Source organism: Streptomyces sp. NPDC044571 (assembly GCF_040647115.1).
GTDB lineage: Bacteria > Actinomycetota > Actinomycetes > Streptomycetales > Streptomycetaceae > Streptomyces.
Map to the genome: position 1 here is coordinate 1 of NZ_JBEZBN010000064.1, position 18,956 is coordinate 18,956.

Annotated in this window: 17 protein-coding genes and 1 pseudogene; 4 read left to right on the plus strand and 14 right to left on the minus strand. The window is 72.6% G+C overall.

The genetic code is table 11. From position 1 onward, the window contains the following. Positions 1-94, plus strand: a pseudogene (locus AB0B01_RS26505) (ABC transporter permease); the annotation flags it as partial. A 372-nt stretch (positions 95-466) separates the two neighbouring features. Here the strand turns inward: AB0B01_RS26505 and AB0B01_RS26510 are convergent. Together AB0B01_RS26510 and AB0B01_RS26515 are read right to left on the minus strand one after the other, a co-directional pair. Next, positions 467-1,231, minus strand: a complete 765-nt coding sequence (locus AB0B01_RS26510) for an amino acid ABC transporter ATP-binding protein (RefSeq protein WP_361723972.1) — start codon at positions 1,229-1,231, stop codon at positions 467-469. A gap of 11 nt (positions 1,232-1,242) precedes the next feature. Continuing rightward, positions 1,243-2,202: an ABC transporter substrate-binding protein gene (locus AB0B01_RS26515; RefSeq protein ID WP_361723975.1), complete on the minus strand. Its 960-nt coding sequence runs from the start codon at positions 2,200-2,202 to the stop codon at positions 1,243-1,245. 684 nt (positions 2,203-2,886) lie between these two features. Here AB0B01_RS26515 and AB0B01_RS26520 point away from each other — a divergent pair. From AB0B01_RS26520 to AB0B01_RS26530, 3 genes are all read left to right on the plus strand, one after another. Beyond that, a complete protein-coding gene (locus AB0B01_RS26520) occupies positions 2,887-3,900 on the plus strand; it encodes an amino acid ABC transporter permease (protein ID WP_361723978.1) in 1,014 nt (337 codons plus the stop codon). 85 nt (positions 3,901-3,985) lie between these two features. Then, a complete protein-coding gene (locus AB0B01_RS26525) occupies positions 3,986-4,780 on the plus strand; it encodes a DUF4253 domain-containing protein (RefSeq protein ID WP_361723981.1) in 795 nt (264 codons plus the stop codon). A 73-nt stretch (positions 4,781-4,853) separates the two neighbouring features. Beyond that, positions 4,854-5,747: a restriction endonuclease gene (locus AB0B01_RS26530; protein ID WP_361723984.1), complete on the plus strand. Its 894-nt coding sequence runs from the start codon at positions 4,854-4,856 to the stop codon at positions 5,745-5,747. Between the two features lie 18 nt (positions 5,748-5,765). Here the strand turns inward: AB0B01_RS26530 and AB0B01_RS26535 are convergent, their stop codons facing one another. From AB0B01_RS26535 to AB0B01_RS26590, 12 genes are all read right to left on the minus strand, one after another. After that, positions 5,766-6,743 (minus strand): helix-turn-helix transcriptional regulator, encoded by a 978-nt coding sequence (locus AB0B01_RS26535; RefSeq protein WP_361723987.1) that lies wholly within the window; start codon positions 6,741-6,743, stop codon positions 5,766-5,768. 115 nt (positions 6,744-6,858) lie between these two features. Then, positions 6,859-7,647 (minus strand): 4'-phosphopantetheinyl transferase superfamily protein, encoded by a 789-nt coding sequence (locus AB0B01_RS26540; RefSeq protein WP_361723990.1) that lies wholly within the window; start codon positions 7,645-7,647, stop codon positions 6,859-6,861. Between the two features lie 16 nt (positions 7,648-7,663). Then, the gene (locus AB0B01_RS26545) at positions 7,664-8,263 is read right to left on the minus strand and encodes a nitroreductase (protein WP_361723993.1); all 600 of its coding nucleotides are present in this window, start codon (positions 8,261-8,263) and stop codon (positions 7,664-7,666) included. Next, the gene (locus AB0B01_RS26550) at positions 8,251-8,385 is read right to left on the minus strand and encodes a hypothetical protein (RefSeq protein ID WP_361723996.1); all 135 of its coding nucleotides are present in this window, start codon (positions 8,383-8,385) and stop codon (positions 8,251-8,253) included. The genes AB0B01_RS26545 and AB0B01_RS26550 overlap by 13 nt, the downstream gene beginning before the upstream one ends. After that, on the minus strand, positions 8,382-9,218 hold the full coding sequence (ddaH, locus tag AB0B01_RS26555; protein WP_361723999.1) for a dimethylargininase: 837 nt from the start codon (positions 9,216-9,218) through the stop codon (positions 8,382-8,384). Before ddaH ends, AB0B01_RS26550 begins: the two co-directional genes overlap by 4 nt. 132 nt (positions 9,219-9,350) lie before the next feature. Then, on the minus strand, positions 9,351-9,773 hold the full coding sequence (locus AB0B01_RS26560; protein WP_361724002.1) for a VOC family protein: 423 nt from the start codon (positions 9,771-9,773) through the stop codon (positions 9,351-9,353). 7 nt (positions 9,774-9,780) lie between these two features. After that, on the minus strand, positions 9,781-10,074 hold the full coding sequence (locus AB0B01_RS26565; protein ID WP_361724005.1) for an acyl carrier protein: 294 nt from the start codon (positions 10,072-10,074) through the stop codon (positions 9,781-9,783). After that, positions 10,067-12,022 (minus strand): HAD-IIIC family phosphatase, encoded by a 1,956-nt coding sequence (locus AB0B01_RS26570; RefSeq protein WP_361724008.1) that lies wholly within the window; start codon positions 12,020-12,022, stop codon positions 10,067-10,069. The genes AB0B01_RS26565 and AB0B01_RS26570 overlap by 8 nt, the downstream gene beginning before the upstream one ends. Continuing rightward, on the minus strand, positions 12,019-13,071 hold the full coding sequence (locus AB0B01_RS26575) for a ketoacyl-ACP synthase III family protein (RefSeq protein WP_361724011.1): 1,053 nt from the start codon (positions 13,069-13,071) through the stop codon (positions 12,019-12,021). Before AB0B01_RS26575 ends, AB0B01_RS26570 begins: the two co-directional genes overlap by 4 nt. A gap of 139 nt (positions 13,072-13,210) precedes the next feature. After that, positions 13,211-14,035, minus strand: coding sequence for an aspartyl/asparaginyl beta-hydroxylase domain-containing protein (locus AB0B01_RS26580; protein ID WP_361724014.1), 825 nt, complete (start codon positions 14,033-14,035; stop codon positions 13,211-13,213). Between the two features lie 2 nt (positions 14,036-14,037). Then, positions 14,038-14,883 (minus strand): DUF6202 family protein, encoded by an 846-nt coding sequence (locus tag AB0B01_RS26585; RefSeq protein WP_361724017.1) that lies wholly within the window; start codon positions 14,881-14,883, stop codon positions 14,038-14,040. A gap of 15 nt (positions 14,884-14,898) precedes the next feature. Further along, entirely contained in the window at positions 14,899-18,906 is a 4,008-nt protein-coding gene (locus AB0B01_RS26590; RefSeq protein WP_361724020.1) for an amino acid adenylation domain-containing protein, read from the minus strand. Positions 18,907-18,956 lie beyond the last annotated feature (50 nt).

The window sequence follows — 18,956 nt, forward strand, 5'->3', positions numbered from 1 at the left end:
GATCCTCATCGTCGGCATCGCCATCGACCTCCTCATCTTCAGCCCCATCGAACGCCGGGTACTCCGCACCCGCGGCCTGCAGGTCAAGAGCTGATCAGTGGCCGGTCACCCGGCGAGATCCGTTCGAGCGGAGTCGCACTCTTCACATGCCGTACACGGACCCGCTCCACCCCCACCCCGACCTCATCGGCACGGCAGCTGGAAGCCCTCTCACCGAGCGCCGCCACCTCGATCCGGGCAGGCCGGCGAGCGCTCTGTGTCCGATCGCCTGGGCGCGACGGTAATCACGCATCACGTCTTCGCACGGGATCCCCACCGGGCATCTCGCACCGTTTCCGCCCTCCTGCTCGCGCCACACCGGACCGCCCCGGCCCGTACGACGGCTCCACCACGACGGGCCGGCCGAAGGCGGCTTGCGCCCGCCCACTGTGGCACCCCACGCGCGCATGACGAGGAACGCGCGCGGTCAGAGGACCTTGGAGAGGAAGGCGCGGGTGCGGGCGTGCTGCGGAGCGTCCAGGACGGCCGCGGGCGGCCCCTGTTCGACGACGGCTCCGCCGTCCATGAACACGACGGTGTCGGCGACCTCGCGGGCGAAGCCGATCTCGTGCGTCACGACGATCATGGTGGTCCCGGCGCCGGCCAGGTCCTTGATGACGTCCAGGACCTCACCGACCAGCTCCGGGTCGAGTGCCGAGGTCGGCTCGTCGAAGAGCAGTACCTTGGGTTCGAGGGCGAGCGCGCGGGCGATGGCCACGCGCTGCTGCTGCCCGCCGGACAGCTGCAGCGGGTAGGCGTCGGCCTTGTCGGCGAGGCCGACGCGGTCCAGCAGCCGGCGGGCCGTCGCCTCCGCCTCCTGCCGCGGGCGGCGCAGCACGGAGACCGGGGCCTCGACGAGGTTGTCCAGCACGGTGAGGTGCGGGAAGAGGTTGAAGTTCTGGAAGACGAACCCGATGCGGGTGCGCTGCCGCAGAACTTCCTTCTCCTTCAGCTCGTAGAGCTTGCCGCGGGAGCGGCGGTAGCCGACGAGATCGCCGTCGACGCTGATCCAGCCGCGGTTCACCTTCTCCAAGTGGTTGATGGTGCGCAGGAGCGTGGACTTCCCCGAGCCGGAGGGGCCGAGGACCACGGTGACTTCGCCGGCGCGGACCGTGAGGTCGACGCCGCGCAGCACTTCCAGTGGCCCGAAGCTCTTGTGGACACCGCGCACCTCGACCATGACGTCGCTCACGGACTCCCCCCTCACGTGTGCTCGGCCGGGTTGATCTGCGACGCGTCGATCGCGGAGGCGGTGGTGCCCCACTTCTTCAGGATCCGCGCGTAGGTGCCGTTCCTGATCAGCTCGTTGACGGCGGCCTGGAGGGCGGGGGTGAGCGGGGAGCCCTTCTTGAAGGCGAATCCGACGTCGAGGCGGTGGTACTCGCCCAGGAAGGAGGTCTGCGCGGCGGGCTGTGCGGCCTGGTGGCGCAGGCCGTTGATCGTCGACATGACGACGTCGATCCGGCCCTGCCGGAGGGCGGTGGTGACGGCCCCGCTCTCCGAGAAGACCTTGACCTCGTACGGCTTCTTGCCGGCCGCGGCGCAGACGCCCTCCTGCGCTGTGAGGGTCTTCTCGAACGTCGTGCCCGCGCCGGTGCCGATGGTCAGTCCGCACAGCTGGGTGAGGTCGGAGACCTGCGTGGTCAGTTTGGTGTTGCCCGTCTTGACCGCGAACCCCTGCCCGTCGTTGATGTAGGTGACGAAGTCGATGGTCTTCAGGCGTTCGGTGGTGACCCCGAAGTTGCCCGTGCCGAAGTCGTACTTGCCGCTGCCGAGTGCGGGCAGGATCGTCTCGAAGGAGGCGTCCTGGCGCTCCAGCTTCACGCCGAGGACCTTGGCCGCCGCGTCGGCGATGTCGATGTCTTGGCCGGCGGGCGGCTTGTCCTGCCCGTTCGGGTAGTACGCCGCGGGAGGGGATCCGACGGAGCTGCCGACCCGCAGGGTGCCCGCCTTGCGGACCTCCGGGGGCAGCAGGGCGGCGATCGAGTCCACGGTCTGTACGCCGGCGACGGGGTCGTCGGCCGGTGCGGAGGAGACCTGGGCACCCGCCACGGCCGGGGCTCCGCCACCGGAGCCGCAGGCGGTCAGCGCCAGGAGGGGCAGGAGGGCGAGGGCGGCGGTGGTGCGCAGGCGGGTGCGGATCCCGTTCCCGGGGAGGTTCACAGCGGGAAGGCCTTTCCGTTGCGGGGCAGGGTGCGGAGACGATCGTGCAGGGGGCATGCCTGAACAGCGGCTGTGACAGCCGGGATGTGGCGAGCCGTCAAAGGCGCCTGTACGGGGTGATGCGGGCGTGACGACGCAGGGCGTCGGGAGAATCCGGGCGGCGGCAGCGCACGCCCCGGCCCGCGGCAGCATGCCTCGTACGGCTCACTGCCCGCGTCCGGGGGTGGTGCGAAGGGGGATCTCGGCCCGCGACGGGGTCATCGAGGGAGGGACGGGCCGATCAGACAGCCCACTGCCGCGTCAGGCGCAACACGCCGCGGACCACACGCGACCGAAGTCGATGTAGTCGCGCGAGACCAGGCGCTGATGGGCATTCATGCGACTACTTGAGCAGTACATGCGGCTCTTCGTCAAGCAACGGCCCGGATGCCGGACGGCCTCGGCCGGCCAGGCCTCGCGTGGTTGACACGGCCGGGCCGTAGGCGCATACGATCGACGACGGAGCGGCTCCGCACGCACGGCAGCCCCTCCGTCCGCGTTGAGGGACGCGGCGAGCGTGACGACACGATTATCCGTTCCCGGCAGCACCGCATCCGCATGCGCGCGGAGTCTGTGCCGGCGTTTCCGCGTGCCGTGCCGCCGGGTGGTCATCCCCGCCCGCGCCCCTTCCCTGGAGAGCCACCCATGGCCACCCCGCCCGATGTCTCCGATGTCTCCGATATCTCCGATCTCGCCGACGTAGCCGTCACCACCGCCGCCCGCGCCAGGGCGGCCGACCGGACCGAGCTGCCACCGATCGTGCCGCGCCGGCGCATCGGCCGCCGGCTGTCCGCTGCCGCCGCGCTGCTGGTCTTCGCGATGGTGCTGGCTTCCGTCGTCCGTAACGAAGCCTTTCAATGGGACGTGGTGGGGCGGTACTTCACCACCGCCGCCGTGCTCGACGGGCTGCTGCTCACCCTGTGGCTGACCGGCGCGGTGATGGTGCTCGGCTTCCTGTTCGGCACCGTGCTGGCGGTCATGCGTCTGTCCGCCAATCCGGTGTTGCGGACGCTGAGTTGGGGTTACGTGTGGATCTTCCGGTCCACCCCGCTGCTGGTGCAGCTGTTGTTCTGGTTCAACATCGGCGCCCTGTACCCCACGCTCGGCCTCGGCATCCCGTACGGCCCCCAGCTCGTGACCGTCAAGACGGTGAACCTGCTCGGCCCGACCCTCACCGCGGTCATCGGCCTGACCCTGCACGAATCCGCGTACGCCGCCGAGGTGGTGCGCGGCGGCATCCTCTCCGTGGAGCCCGGCCAGATCGAGGCCGCACAGGCGCTCGGCCTGAGCAGGGGCCGTACCCTGCGCCGGATCGTCGTTCCCCAGGCGATGCGGTCGATCGTGCCGACCGCCGGGAACATGCTGATCGGCACGCTCAAGGGCACCAGCGTCGTCAGCGTGCTGGCCGTGCACGACCTGCTGTACTCGGTACAACTGGTCTACAACCAGAACTACCAGGTGATCCCGCTGCTGATGGTCGCCACCCTCTGGTACATCGCCGTCACGACCGTGCTGAGCGGGGGCCAATACCACGTCGAGCGGTACTACGCGCGCGGCACGTCCCGCAGCCTGCCGCCCACACCGCCGCAACGACTGCGCATCCGGCTGACCGCCCTGCGCGCCCGGTTGCACGCACTGACCGCCCCCGGCGGACGGTAGCCCCGCCACCGCCGGCGCTCCTGCTCCTTCCGGAGGGCCGACCGTCATCACGCCGTTGTCAGTGGCTGCCCTTACGGTCTTTGACATGGCGACACTTCCCAACCCCCTGCCCAGGCTGGCCACCGACCCGAGCGGCCGGTCCCTCGGTCTTCAGCTGCCCCCGGGGCGCCTCATAGACGCGACCGAGGACGGGCCCTGGTACGAGCCCCTGCTGTGGCGTGCCGACAAGCCGGCCTCTCCGGGAGCCTGGTCCAGGCTGGGCGTTCCGGCGGCGCGGGCCGGGCTGCTGCCCGTGCTCGTGGATCTCGGCGGGTCGCAGGGCGGCCCGGAGGATTGGGAGTTGATGCCCGGCGAGGTGTCGTACCCGGGGGATCACGACCCCGACGAGGTGCTCGCCGAGTACTGGCAGGAGTATGCGGCCGAGGGCGAGGGCTGGCCGGGACTCGCCGAGGGCGGGGCGGCCGTCGCCACCGCTACGCCGGAGGTGCGGGCGGCCCGGACCGCGGACGCGCTGAGCGCCGCGCGCTCCTCCTGGTTCCAGGATCCACATCTCACACTCGTACCCGCCCGCCGCAGCGCCGACATCCCGGCGGCGATCGGCTGGGCGGGCCCGTTGAACCACGAGAACGACTCCGCGCGCCTGTGTGCGGTCCTGCGCTCGTGGGAGGAGCGCTTCGGCATACGTGTCGTCGGCCTGGGTTTCGACGTTCTCACGGTGTCCGTGGCCATGCCGCCCACCACTCTGGCCCTGGCCGAGCGGATCGCGGCGGAGCACCTGGCGTTCTGCCCGGACAACGTCCTGCAGCGCGGCGCCGGGGGGCTGGAGGCGTACGCCAAGGAGCTCGTCCACAAGGACAGCTGGACCTTCTGGTGGGACTGAGAGCCCAGCGCCTCCCCGTAGTCACGCCGGCGGGTCCCCCTGTCGATGCCTCTCTTCAATCCCTGGGAACTTCGTGTCCGACATACCAGCCGCCTTCCACTCCGGCGTCAAACCCGTCACGGACGATCCGAAGGCGCCGCAGAAGAAGTTCACCGCTGACTGCTCGCTGTGCGGCAAGCCCCTGATCCGCGGTCGGCATCGCTTCGTCACGTTGGGCTCGCAGCACGGCTGGCCCCTGGCCTGGCACCTCACGGGCGACACCACCACCTGCATCCCCGGGCTCGTCCCCAGGCCCGTGACCCTGGTCGCCCTGGCGAAGGGGGACCACATCCTGGGGCCGGACGGCCGGCCGCACGTCGTACACGAGTGCACTCCCCTCACCCGTGGTTACCGGCTCCACGCCATCAGCCGGGCTCCGGTCTACCTCGACCACGCCCATTTCTTCCTCGTCCCCGACCCCGGGGAATTCGACCGGCTCCGCGGCCAGGCGGACACTGCGCCGCGTGCCTTGGTGCCGACCGGGTTCCGCTTCCCCACCCACGACTCGCTCCTGTTGACCGCCGAGGAGATCGACGCGCTCACGCCGGCCGACTTCGAGCTGTTCGTGGCGTCGCTCCTCGAATACAGCGGCTGGGGCATCGTGCGGCGCGGTGGACACGCCAACGACCGCGCGGCGGACGTCCTCGCCGTGGACCGGGAAGGCGTCTACGTCGCCGTCCAGTGCAAGCACACCAGCACCGGCAGAAGCAGCAACGTCGGCGCACCCACCATGTACCAGGTGAACGGAACGGCCCTGGCGGAACACGGTGCCACGGCGGCGTTGGTCGTGACCAACGGCGGTTTCACGAAGGACGCCCGCTCCTTCGCGCAGCGCCACCGGATCCCGACCATCGACAGGAGCGCCCTGCTGCTCTGGGCCGGCCGAAAGGCGACCCTCCACGACCTTCTTTCCGGTTCCCGTCCTTGACCACCAGGTACGCCCCGTTCAGGAGAGCCAGCCGGCGCGGGCCGCCAGGACTCCCGCCTCGAATCGGCTGCGGGCCCCGAGGCGGCCGATCAGGCCGGACGCGGTGCGCCGTACCGTCCGCAGGGAGAGACCGAGCTTCTTCCCTATGGCCTCGTCGGTGTGTCCGCTGGCCAGCAGGTAGAGGAGTTCGCGCTCGCGGCGGGACAGGCCCGTGCTGTCGGGGTTGTCCTGCTCGTGCCAGGGCAGGCCGGAGTCCCAGAACCGGGTGAAGAGGACGCGCAAGGCCTCCACCACGCCCCTGCTGCGGATCTCCAGGGCGCCTTGGCGGCCGTCCTCCGGGTCGATGGGCACCAGGGCGACCTCGCGGTCGACGATGACCATCAGCATGGGCAGGGTGGGCACCGTCCGGGTCTCGCCGCCCAGCGAGGACAGCCAGCGCACGTATTCGAACGTGTCCGGATCCTTGCGGAAGCTGTCCTGATAGAGGGTGCGCAGGACCACCCCCCGCTCCAGCGCCATCTGGTCCAGCGGCTTGCTCGACTCCATGACGTCGGGCTTCTGCGCACCCCCGGGGAAGAAGGACAGGCACTCGGTCCGGGCGGTCTCGGCGAGCTGCTCCAGCCGTCGGCGCACCGTCTCCAGTCCGAACAGCTGCTGGACCACCTCCGGAGCGTGCTGCCGGCTGCTGAACTGGCTGACGAGCGCCGCCACGGAGGCCCGGGCCGCCTCCAACTGCCGCTGCTTCGCGCTGAGTTCCAGCTCATTGCGGTTCAACAGCACGCCCAGGCCGACTTCCGGGCTGACCGTCAGGAACTCCCCCTCCGCCCTGCTCGGTTGGAGCAGGTGGAGATCGGCCAGTTCGTCCAGGGCGGCGCGGACCGCCGATTCGGAGAGGCCCAGGTGCCCCGCCACCTGCTGGACGCCCCATTCCGGCTGGGCGAGTAACAGCCGGTACACGGCTTCGACCGCCGGTCCCAGACCGAGTGCTTCCAGCAAGATCTGCTCCTTCCACAGGGGGTGGGCCCGTGGGCGCCCCACGTGGGCTCAGGGGTGCGGAGCACCGGTCACGGGGAAGCTGGTGACCGTGGGACGCCGAATTCGGCAGACAGTACTACTGCCCGTCCGCTATGTGGTATGGCGTGGCCGAAAATGCCACTGCCGCGTGGCCGCCCTCCCCCGCGTCCACGTCGAGCACGGTCCACCCGGCCGCGGGCGGCCGGGACGGCGGGAAGGCACCGGTGCCGAGGTAGTTCCCGTCGATGCCATGGGCGAGGCCGGCCCCGATGCCCTTGAGGTACGCCTCCTTCCTCGTCCAGCAGCGCAGGAACGCCTCCCGGCGCGCGGCCGGCTCCAGCACGTCGAGCTCCGCCCGCTCCTGCGGGTGCAGCAGGTCCCGTACTGCGTCGTCCACGTCGGTGGGCGACGACGCCTCGACGTCGACGCCCACCGGCGTCCGACCGACCGCGTACAACACCAGGTCCGCACTGCGGGAGAGCGAGAAGTGCAGGCCCGGCACGGCCGGTGCGGGTCGCCCGGAGGGGCCGCCGCACACCGTGCAGGGCTGGCGGACGAGCACCACCTCGTCCGGTTCCTGTCCCAGGTACGCGCCGAGCAGTCGGCGCAGCCCCAGGCGTCCCGCCGTGTAGCGGTGCCGGTCGCGCGGATGGACGAACCGGGCGCGGCGGGCGGCCTCTTCGCCCCGCAGCGGGGTGGCCGAGTCCGGGCGCAGCGGCTGCTCCGACGCCCGCAGCAGCCACAGCTGCGGCGGCGCTCCGGGCGGCGGCGCGACCGGGCGGCCCGGCAGCGGCCCGCCGCCCGCCGGCAGCGGCCGCGGCACCAGGAGTCCGGTCGGCGCGGGGGCGCGTACGGGCGCCCGCGCCGGTACGGCGGCAGCGGTCATGTCCGCGCTCCGCCGCTCAGGCCGCGCGGCTGCCGGCCGCGACCGGGGCGCCCGCGTACGGGACCGGCTCGCGGAAGCGGCTGATGCGGGCGCTGACGTCCTCCAGGGGTCGCCGGGTACGGACGTTCGCCGGGTCCGGGGTGCCGATGTCCAGGGAGCCGAGCAGCTGTTCGTCCTCCCGCAGGCCGAGGACGGCGCAGGCAGCGGCGGAACGGGCCAGTCGGCCGGTGCGCCAGATGCTGCCGTAGCCGCGGGCGTGCAGCAGGAGCATCAGGGAGTGCGCCATGCAGCTGGCGGCGGCGAGCTGCTCCCACTCCGGGACCCGGTGGCCCGTGTGCGGGGAGAAGACCAGGGCTGCGGTCAGCGGGGCCCGGCGCAGCTTGGCCGTCAGCTGCCGGGCCGCGGTCTCGTCCGCGCCGTCCTCGTCGGCGAGGGCGCGGCCGAGGACGTCGCGGTCGTCGCCGCGCAGCAGCACCCAGCGCCAGGGCCGCAGCCGGCCGTGGTCGGGGGCGGAGCTCGCGCCCTGGACGAGGTAGGTGAATTCGTCGTCGCTGGGCGAGGGCCCGTCGAGGACCTGCTCGCTGCGCCGGGTGAGTATCGCCGTCATGACATCCATGAGTGGGGTTCCTTCTCGTCGTCCGGGTGCGCGGGCGTGGTGTAGGCGGGCGTGGTGCGGGCGGGGGTCGTGCGGGCGGGGGTCGTGCGGGCGGGCGTGGTGCAGGCGCTGAGGGTTCTCATGGCCGGATTTCGAGGGTGCAGCACTTGACGCTGCCGCCGCCCTTGAGGAGTTCGGACAGATCCATGCCGATGGGCCGGAAGCCGCGGGCCCGCAGCTCGGCGGCCAGGCCCTCGGCGGCCTCGGGGAGCACCACGTTGAGGCCGTCGCTGACGGCGTTCAGTCCGAAGACGGCCGCGTCCTCGGCGGAGACCTTCAGCGCCTCGGGGAACAGCGTTTCCAGCAGGGCGCGGCTGCCGGGGGCGAAGGCCTCCGGGTGGTACATGATCTCGTCACCGTCGAGGACCGCCAGGGCCGTGTCGAGGTGGTAGTAGCGCGGGTCGACGAGTTCCAGGCTGATGACGGGCCGTCCGAAGAAGGCCTCCGCCTCCTGGTGGCTGCGCTGGTCGCTGCGGAAGCCGTAGCCGGCGAGCACGAAGCTCGCGGTGACCAGGAAGTCGCCCTCGCCCTCGTTGACGAACTCCGGGTCGTGGACTTCGGGGAAGCCCTGGGAGCGGAACCAGTCCAGGTACGCGGCCCCCTCGGGGAAGCGCTCGGCGTTGCGGAAGCGGGCGCCGAGGACCCGGCCGTCGACGACGGTGGCGCCGTTGGCGGCGTACACCATGTCGGGCAGGCCCGGGACGGGGTCGATCAGGTCGACGGTGTGCCCGAGGTCGCGGTAGAGCTCGCGCAGCCGCTCCCACTGGAGGACGGCGAGGGCGGCGTCCACCGGCTTGTCGGGGTCCATCCAGGGGTTGATCGCGTAGACCACCTCGAAGTGCGCGGGGCGGCACATCAGGTAGCGGCGCGGGCGCTGCGTGCGGGGGCGGGGGGCGGGCGTCTGGGCGGTGCTCATGGGTCACTCCCTTATGGGTCGTACGGCGCGCGGTACGGAGACGGGCCGTCCGGGGTGGGGACGGGCCGGTTGCGACGGGGTCGCCGCGGCGAGCCTGTGCGGTGCGGGCGAACGGCGGGTGACGGCGGCGGTTCAGCCTGCGGGCGAGTAGTGCACGAGCTCGATCAGCAGCTCGGCGGGGTCGGGCCGGTAGAGGAAGGAGACGCGCATCCCGGGCCGGGCTCCGCGGCAGGGCCGGGCGTCGAGCGAGAGGAATCCCTCGGTCCGCAGCCGGTCGCGTTCCTGTTCCAGGTCGTCGACGGTGAAGGCGAGGTGGTAGAGGCCGGGGCCCTGCCCGCGCAGCCGGCCGTCGACCGCCGAGCCGTCGCGGACCGGGGAGACCAGTTCGACGGCCGGTGCGGGGTCCGCGCCGGGCAGGCTCCAGAACTCGCAGGCCACGCCGTAGGCCTCGGCGGTTCCCCGGTCCGTGCGGGCCAGTCCGAGGGCGGCCAGTTGGGCGCCGGCCGGGCCGGGATCGGCGGTGGCCAGGCCGATGTGGTCGAGCCCGAGGATCACGGGTCGCTCACCCGGCCGGGGTGGGTGCGGCCTGCTCCCGCTGGGTCTCCGGGGTGCGGAGCCGGTCGATCTCCCCTGCCAGTTCGCCGACGGTGGCGAGCCGCATGTAGGCCCGCAGGTCGAGCTGGACGCCGTACGTCTGCTCCACGGTGGCGAGCAGCCGCATGGCGGCAAGGCTGCCCCAGCGGCCGAGGGAGGTGAAGGCGGTGTCCGCGGCCAGCTGCTCCACGGGGTGGTGGGCGACCCGGGCGACCAACGGGCGCAGGGTGTCCATCAGGACGGGGGCGGGCTGCTCAGACATGGTGCGGTGCCTCCTTGCTGTCGAGGGTGATCCAGTCCGGGGCGAGGGCGGCGAGCGCCTCCGGGCGGGCCAGGTAGCGCAGGCTCCCGTCGGGCCCGGGGCCGTCGTCGGTGAGGTCGAATCCGGCGGAGGGGTACAGGCCGGCGGCGGGCCGGTTGCGGCCGGTGGGGGTGTGGAGGCCTTCCAGGAGCGGGGCTCCGGCCGCGCGTGCCCGCTCGGCCGCGTACTGCAGGACGGCCTGCTCGACGCCGCGGGACAGGACGCGGCAGCTGAGCACGAGGTTGCGGATCACCCAGCGGTCGGTTCCCCGGTCCAGCCAGACGCCGCCGACGATGCCCTCGGAGCCGAACCGGTCGGCGACGTCCACCGCGAGGACCAGGTGCTCGGGCGACTCGGCGAGCCGGCGGGTGGCGGCATCGCCGTGGACGCGGCCCGTCAGGTTGAACTGGTTGGTGCGCAGTTCGAGTTGGACCAGGCGGGGCAGGCTGAAGGCGTCCGCCTCGCCGATGGTGACCCGTATGCCGAGGTCGCGCAGGTAGTCCTCCGCCGAGGCGTGCTCGGTGCGCAGCCGGGTGCGGGCGCGGCGGTCGCGGTACAGGGCGGTGCGTTCGGCGTCGGTGGCGGTGGCTCCGAGCTGGGTGAAGTGGGCCGGGGCAAGGAGCTTCAGGGAGTGTCCGGCGGGGTCGCCGTCGAGGTGGACCACGGCCGCGGCGGGCAGGCCCTCGCGGACCATGCCGCATTCGAAGGCGCTGTCGTCGGCGAAGACGAACGCCTCCGGGGTCAGTCCGAGTTCCTCGGCCAGGGCCGCGATGCGCAGGTCCTTGCGCTCCCAGTCGGCGAGCACGGCGACGAAGTCCTCGGGGCGCAGCACCATGTCCGGGTGGCCGGCCAGCACCTCGTCGACGAGTGACTGTTCGTTCTTCGAGCAGACCGCGAGCAGGACGCCCTGGCGGCGCAGTGCGAGCGCGCGGTGCTGGAGGTCGGTGTAGCAGTCGCCCGGGTAGAGGGTGCCGAGTTCGATCCCGGCGGGTCCGTCGTCCCCGAGGACCCCGCCCCACAGGGTGTTGTCGAGGTCGAGGACGAGGACCTTGCGGCCGAGCCCGGCCACGGCCCGACAGAAGGCCGCGGCCTCCCGGGCGTACGCCAGTTCGGTGTGCGGTGTCCAGGACATCCGGCCGAAGCGGTAGCGGCGTTCGTCGCGGACGGGCCCGGGCACATCGGCCAAGGCGGCTTCCAGGTCGAGGGTGTGGAGCCCGTCGCGGGTCTCCCCGGCGGCGAGCAGGGCGATGTTGGCCTCGCGCCAGAGCCGGCCGAGGGCGGCGGCCCCGCGGTGGCTGATCACGGCGGCCCGGTCGGGGCGGGGCAGCGGCACGGTGTGCAGCAGGACGGCCGCTCCGGTCCGGGCGGCGAATCCGGCGGCCGCGCCGGCGAGGGTCTCGGCCCGGCCGCGGACGGTCCCGGCGAGGTCGTCAAGGCGGGAGGGGTCCCAGTCGCGGGGCAGCAGGGCGGCCGCGTCGAGCAGGCAGAGGGCGGCGTCGGGCCGGAAGGCCGCCAGTTCCGAGTGGGGGTCGGTGAGTTCCAGGACGAGCCGGTCGTACGGGCAGGTGTGGATCTCGGTGTCGAGGCCGGCGGCGAGCAGGGCGGCCCGCAGCAGCGGCACGACGTCGTCGGCGGTGAAGGTGGCGGCGACGGCGATCCGCAGCGGGCGGGGGCGGCGTACCGGGGCGGGCGACAAGCGGTCGGCGGTGACGCCCTCCAGCAGTCGGCCCGCTTCGGCGAGCAGCAGCGGGTCCTCGGCGGCTCCGAGCGCGGCGGCCAGGTCCCGGTCGGTGTGGCCGGGACCGTCCCGCAGGGCGGTGATCCGCCGCAGCAGTTCCTCACCCGGGGGCGGGATCGGCGAGGTCGGCGAGGTCGGCGGCGCCGGGTCGGTCGGGGCGGCGGCGGTCATGACGCCTCGGCCGGGGTCCACTCGGGCTGGTCGAGGATCTCCACGACGGCGCAGGCGTAGGTGAAGCCCATGCCGATGCCGCAGAGGGCGACCCGGTCGCCGGGCCGGACCGCGCCGGTCTCCAGCAGGTGGGTGAGGCCCGCGATCTGGTCGGCGGCGCCGATGTGGCCGACCCGGCGGCCCCATTCCCACAGGGTGCGGTCGTCCTCGATGCCGAACGTCGCACGGAAGTCGACGTCGTCCAGGGTCCGTCCGACGTTGGTGAGCACCCAGCGGTCGATGTCGGCGGCCGTGAGGCCGGCGTCGGCGAGGGCGACGGTGACGCTCTCCTGCTGCCGCTCGGTGAGCGACTGGACGATCTTCAGGAGGAGTTCGCCGTTCTCCTCCAGGTAGGCGTCGCGGCGGCCGCGCAGGTCGACCGGGCCGTCCTCGGCCCCCGCGGCCTCCTCCTCGAAGGGAGCGTTGCCGAGGTAGACCGCGCCGTACGTGCCGTCGCTGATGACCGCCGTGGACAGGAGCCGGGCGACGCCGCCGCGCCGGGAGAGCACCAGGCCGGTGCCGCCGTCGCCGAAGACCACGCCCTTGTCGGAGCCGTAGCGGTCGAACCTGGGCAGCGCGAACACGTCGCTGGTGGTCAGCAGCGCGGCGGAGTCCTCCGAGCGCGCGGTCAGGTAGGCCGCGGCGATCTCCAGGGCGGCCAGCCCGCCGTTGGAGTACTGCTTGACCTCGACCGCGGCCGCCCGTCCGCCGACCGTGCGGCCCTGGACGTAGGAGGCCGGGGCGAAGTGGTCCAGGCCCTGGTGGTTGCAGCTGGAGTGGACGACGAGGTCGATCTGCGGGGCCGTCACCGTGGCGCGGGACATCGCCAGGTCGGCGGCCTGCACGGCGAGTTCGACGGGCGGGGTCCCCTCGGCCACGCTGATCGACAGGAAGCCGTCGGCGGCGGCCTCCGCCTCGTCGTAGCGGCCCTCGGCCACCGCGGTGCGGGTCTCTTCGCGGCGGCCGAGGACGGCCGCGCAGGCATTCACATGGATTCCGTTCCACCGCACGGGATGCGGCCCCCTTCGGTTCGCTTCGGTGCTTGCGCGTGGTGCACGTGGTGCGCAATGGTGCGCGTGTTGCACGTGCCGTGGGTGTGCTGCGGGTGTGCGGGTCTGGTCCGCCGGGTCCGGCCGGTTCGCGGCCGGATCACCTGCGAACCATGCAGTACTCCTCGTGGCGGGTCGCGCGCTTGAGGAGCTCCTCGTGGCCGCCGGCCGCGGCGATCTCCTTGAGCAGGGTGAAGACCTCGTCGCCGGAGACGTCGGTGAGGAAGTGCTGCTTGATCAGCAAGGTCTGGATGTCCTGGTAGTTGCGGGCGTCGAGGACCCCGCCGAGCCCGATCAGGGCCTGCCGGCCGGCGTCTCGGAGCGGAGGGCGGGCCGCGATGTTGGCCTCCGGGATGTCCGGGTCCGGGGTGACGTCCACGGCCAGCACCTGCTCCACGTGCTCGGCGGTGAAGTCGCAGATGATGTGGACCCGGTCGGCCTCGGAGAAGGAGCCGACGGAGTGGGTGCGGGTGGCGTCCAGCCGCCACAGCTCCCCGCGGCGCATCCGGAAGACGGTGTTCTCTTCGGAGGCGTAGACGTTGTCGTCGGTCTGCACCGGCAGGTGGATGCGGAGCATGTCCTCCTTCAGCTCAAGGAAGTCCCGGTGCGGGACGTACACGCTGCCGGGGGCCAGCCGCATGAAACGGGCGAACTTCATGTGTTCGGTGCGGAACAGGGTCGCGATCAGTTCGCTGATGTAGGGCAGGGCAAGGCCGTGCGGGGTGGGCCGGGCGGTGCCCTCGTAGTCGCCGAGGGCGGACTCGTCGAGGGTGCCGGTGCCGTTCCACAGCATGGTGCTGCGCAGCAGGCCGGTGCTGACGAAGTCGGCGTACGAGTCGTTGTACGCGAACCCCTCGGAGACGGTGAGGTCGGCGGCGAGGCGCTCCTCGTCGAGCTCCAGGGCGGCGATGCGGTGGGACCCCATGGTCAGGCCGCCCGGACGGCGGGGAGCTCGGCGGGCAGGCCCAGCGAGTCGGCGAAGGCGTCGAGGGCGCCGGCCCAGCTCGCGGCGTACTCCCGGGTCATCTCGTGGAAGGCCCGGGCCTCGTCCTCGGTGGTGAGCAGGGTGGTCATGCCGGTCTCGTCGTCGCTGACCTGGGCGGCGTGCATGGTCTCGGCCTTGATGTGGGAGTCGATCCAGGCGAGGTCGGAGGGCTGTGCAAACAGCCGCTCGCCGGGGGCCGTCTCCAGCTTTCCGTAGACGCGGCGGAAGCCGACGGCGATGTCGAGGGCGATGGTCTCGACGACGCGGAGCTGGACGGCGGCGCCGAGCGGGGAGCGCGCGAAGCGCTCCATGTTCTCCAGCAGCCGCACCACGCCCTCGGGGAGCCGGCGGGCGGCCTCCCGGCCGGCCTCGTCGACGTGGGCGGAGACGGGGTCGATGATGGCGTCCTCCCACCACACGTAGTGGGCGCCGCCGGGTCCCTTGGGGGCCACCGCGCCGAAGACGGGGGCGAGGTTGTCGAGGTCGTCGCCGATGACCCGGAAGATGGTCTGGAAGGCGGCCAGGACGTCGCGCGGCGGGGAGTCCTGTCCGGCGAGCCGGTGGGCGACGACGCCCAGGCTCGACAGGGTGGTGTACATGAAGGTCTTGGTCATGGCGCGCCACTGGTGGGCGACGGCGAGGGCGCCCTGGAAGTCGTCGGTGGCGTGGGCGCGGGAAAAGCTGAAGAATCGGTTTTCCGCCCGGCCGAGCCCGGCCTCGGCGATGTCCCGGTCGACGAGCTCGTCGAGCGCGGTGCGGGCGTCTGCGGTCAGTGCGATGGCTGTCACGGCTGCTCCTGAATTCTAGATTTCGTTGAAGGAGAGCGAGTCCTCGACGATTCCGCGAATTTCCTTCGCGAGTTCCGTCGCGTGCTCTTCCGATACGAGCGTGAAGTGGTCTCCGGGAATGTCCCGGGTGGTCAGGTCGGAAATCCTGGCCCGCCACCCGTGGTCCTCGCCGCGCAGGGCGGCAGGCAGGTCGATCCGGGGATCGGGGAAGGGCCGGGCCGCACGCAGCAGGTGGACGGGTCCGGTGCAGGGGCGGGGCGCGTAGCCGAGGAAGGCGGCGCGGTGGCGCTCCAGCAGCTCACCGATCCGGTCGGTCTCGGCGGCCGGCAGGTCGGCGAGGCCCTCGCGGGTACGGTCCTCGCCCGCCAGCAGGTCCATGGACGCGAAGGCGGCGCGGGCCTGCTCGGCGGCGTCGGGGTCGGTCTCCGCGAGGGCGGCCGGCGGCAGCCAGGTGTCCAGCAGTACGGTGCCGATCACGTCCGCCCCCCGGTCCTGCCAGGTACGGGCCATCTCCAGGGCGATGCAGCCGCCGACGGACCAGCCGGCCAGCAGCAGCGGGCGGGGGCCGCGCACGGCGTCGACGGCCTCCACGTGGCGGCGGGCGATCTCCTCGATGGTCCGCGGCGGTTCGCCGGGGCCGTCCACGGCCTGGACCGCGTACACGTCGTGGTCGTCCCCGAGCGCCTCGCCGACGCCCCGGAAGGGCAGGGCGGAGCCCCCGGCTCCGTGCACGAAGAGGACGACGGGACGGCCCTCGGGGCGCACCAGCGCTACGACGGGGTCCTCGGCCCCGCCGCGGGGGCCGGCGCCGCCGGCGTCGAGGCGGGCGGCGAGCTCGCGCACCGACGGGGCGGCGAACACGTCGCCGACGGTGGGCCGGACACCCAGGTCCCGGCCGCAGGCGGCGATCAGCTTGAACACCAGGAGCGAGTGGCCGCCGAGGGCGAAGAACCCGTCGGTGACGCTGAGTTCGTCGATCCCGAGCACCTCGCGGTAGATCGCCGCCAGCTGGGTCTCGGTCTCGCCCTCGGGCGGCACGAGCTCGGTGGAGCCGCCGGCGGCCACCGCCCCCAGGTGGTCCAGCAGCGTCGCCTCGTCGATCTTGCCGTTGACGGTGTACGGGATGTGGTCCACGGCGGTGACCGCGGCGGGCACCATGTGGGCCGGGAGCAGGTGCCGGGCGTGCCGCTCCAGTTCCCGGGGCTCGGGATCGGCGCCGGGGCGGGGCACCACGAAGGCGGCGATGCGGCCCTCCAGGGAGCGCGGGGCCAGCGCGACGCAGGCCTTGACGTCCGGGTGGTCGCGGAGCACCGCCTCGATCTCGGGCAGTTCGATGCGCAGGCCGCGGATCTTGACCTGGCGGTCGATCCGGCCGAGGTGTTCGAGGACCCCGTCGGGGCGGTACCGGCACAGGTCGCCGGTGCGGTACATGCGCGCCCCGACGGGTCCGAAGGGGTCGGGGACGAAGCGGTCGGCGGTCAGCGCGGGCCGGTCGTGGTAGCCGTGCGCGAGGCCGATGTCGCCGCCTATGTACATCTCGCCGGGTGCGCCGACCGGCAGGACCTCCTGGTCGGGTCCGAGCACGTAGATCCGGAAGTTGGCGCAGGGCCGGCCGAGCGGGACGACCGGGGCTCCCGACTCCCGCGGGATCACGCCCTCGACCACGGTGCCGGCTTCGGTGGGGCCGCAGCAGTTGACGAGATCGGCGTCGAAGCGGGCGTGGAAGGCGTCCCGCAGCCGGGGCTTGACCTCCTCGCCGCCGATGATGACGCGGCGCAGTGAGCGGCAGCTGCCGGGCGGGGCGGCGTCGAGGAAGACCTCCATCATCGTCGGGACGAAGAAGAGGGTGGTGACCCCGTGCCGTTCGGTCAGTTCGAGGAGGTGGGCGGGGTCGCGCTGGCCGCCGGGGCGGGCCACGACGAGGGTGGCCCCGTAGTAGAGCGGCCAGAACAGCTCCCAGGTGGAGACGTCGAAGCCGTAGGAGGTCTTGAGGATGTTGGCGTCGCCGGGACCGAAGGGATAGGCCTCCTGGAGCCAGAAGATGTTGGCCAGCGCCCCGTCGACGGGGTAGGCGACGGCCTTGGGGCGGCCGGTGGAGCCGGAGGTGTAGAGCAGGAAGGCGAGGGCGTCGCCGCGACTGCGGATCCGCAGGTCCTCGGCCGGGCACTGGTCCCAGGGCCGGTCGGGGCCGGTGAGCCGCAGCACCTCCCAGGGGCCGTCGGGCAGTGCGGCGGCGCCCCGGTCGTCGGCGAGGACGAGCTCCGGGCGGGTGTCCTCCAGCATGAAGGACATGCGGCCGTCGGGGAGTTCGGGGTCCATGGGGACGTAGGCGGCTCCGGTCTTGGCCACCGCGTAGAGCGCGGTGACCATCGCGAAGGAGCGGTCCATGCAGACGGCCACCTTGTCGCCGGGACGCACCCCGCGCTCGCGCAGGTGATGGGCGAGGCGGTTGGCGCGCGCGTTGAGCTCGGCGTAGCGCAGTTCGCCCTCCTCGCCGGTGAGGGCGACGGCGTCGGGCGTGCGGGCGGCCTGTTCCTCGAAGGGTTCGGCCAGGGTGGCGTATCCGAACTCGGGCTTCCGGTAGGCGTTGAGGCCGTGCAGGATCTCCTGCCGGCGCTCGGCGGAGAACAGCGGGGCCTCGCGTACGGGAATCTCGGGGTCGGCGATCAGCGTGGCGAGGAGGTCCAGGTAGAGGCGGGCGAATCCTTCGACGGTGGCCTGGTCGAACAGGTCGGCGGCGTACTCGAACAGGCCCCTGAAGCCGCCGCCCGCGCCCTCGTCGTCCACGGAGACCGACAGGTCGGTGCGGGCCGACCCGGTGTCCACCTGGACCAGGGACCGGTCGCCGCCCTGGTCGAGGCGGACGCCGTCCTGGACGCCGAAGATGGTCTGGAAGACGGGGTTCACCCCCGGGGTACGGGCGACCCCGAGTGCCGCGACGACCCGTTCGAAGGGCACGGTCTGGTGGTCCTGGGCCGCGAGGACGGTGTCGCGCACCTGGTGCACCAGGGCGCGGAAGCCGGGGGTGCCGCTCAGGTCGGCGCGCAGGGCGACCGGTTTGACGAAGCAGCCGACGATCCGCTCGGCGGTCACGTCGTCCCGGCCGGCGAGCGGGGAGCCGACGACCACGTCGTCCTGGCGGGTGAGGCGGGAGAGGAAGGCGCTGTAGGCGGCGAGCAGCACCACGAACGGGGAGACGCCCTCGACGGCCGCGAAGTCCCGCACCCGGGCAGCCGGTTCGGGGCCGGTACGGAAGGGGACGAAGGCGCCGGACCGGGATTCGGTGGCCGGGCGGGGCCGGTCCTTGGGCAGGTCCAGCACGGGCAGGTCACCGGCGAGGCGGTCCGTCCAGTAGGCCAGGTCGCGGTCCTGGCGGCCGTCGGCGGCGTCCGCGGCGTGTGCGGCCGCGTAGTCGAGGTAGCCGATGCCGGGGGTGGGGGGCAGGGGGCGGCCGTCCAGCAGCCGGGCCAGTTCGTCCATCACCTGGGTGACCGACCAGTGGTCGATGATCACGTGGTGGAAACCGAGCACCAGGCTCGCTCCGCCACCGGGGAGCAGCAGGGCCAGCAGCCGGAACATCGGGGCCCGGTCGGTGGGCAGCGGGGTCGCGGCGGCCTGGCCGGCGAGTTCGGCCGCCCGGCGGCGGGCCTCGTCCGCCCCGAGGTCGCGCAGGTCGTGCCAGGTGATGGGCGGCTCGGCGGGACCGGGATCCTCCTGGAGCGGGACCCCGTCCTCCTCGACGATGCGCAGGCGCAGGGCGTCGTGGCGCTCGCTCAACGTACGGACGGCGGCGGTGAGCCGCTCGCGGTCGGGGGCGGTGTCGAGTTCCACCGTGTTGTACAGGTTGTATTCGGCGCTCTGCGGAAATCGCTTGGTGAAATACCAGATGCGGGCCTGCGCGGGCAACAGCGGAACGCGGGTGCCCGGCGCAATCCTGGCGATTTCGGCGGTGGGCGTCTTCTCCGCCTTCCGGTTGCGCAGCTTTTCAAGGAGCTGGACCTGTCCGGCACTGAGCTGGCTCACCTGTTCACACCCCACCCGGGAAGAGGACGACTTCTTGAGGATGAAAGGAA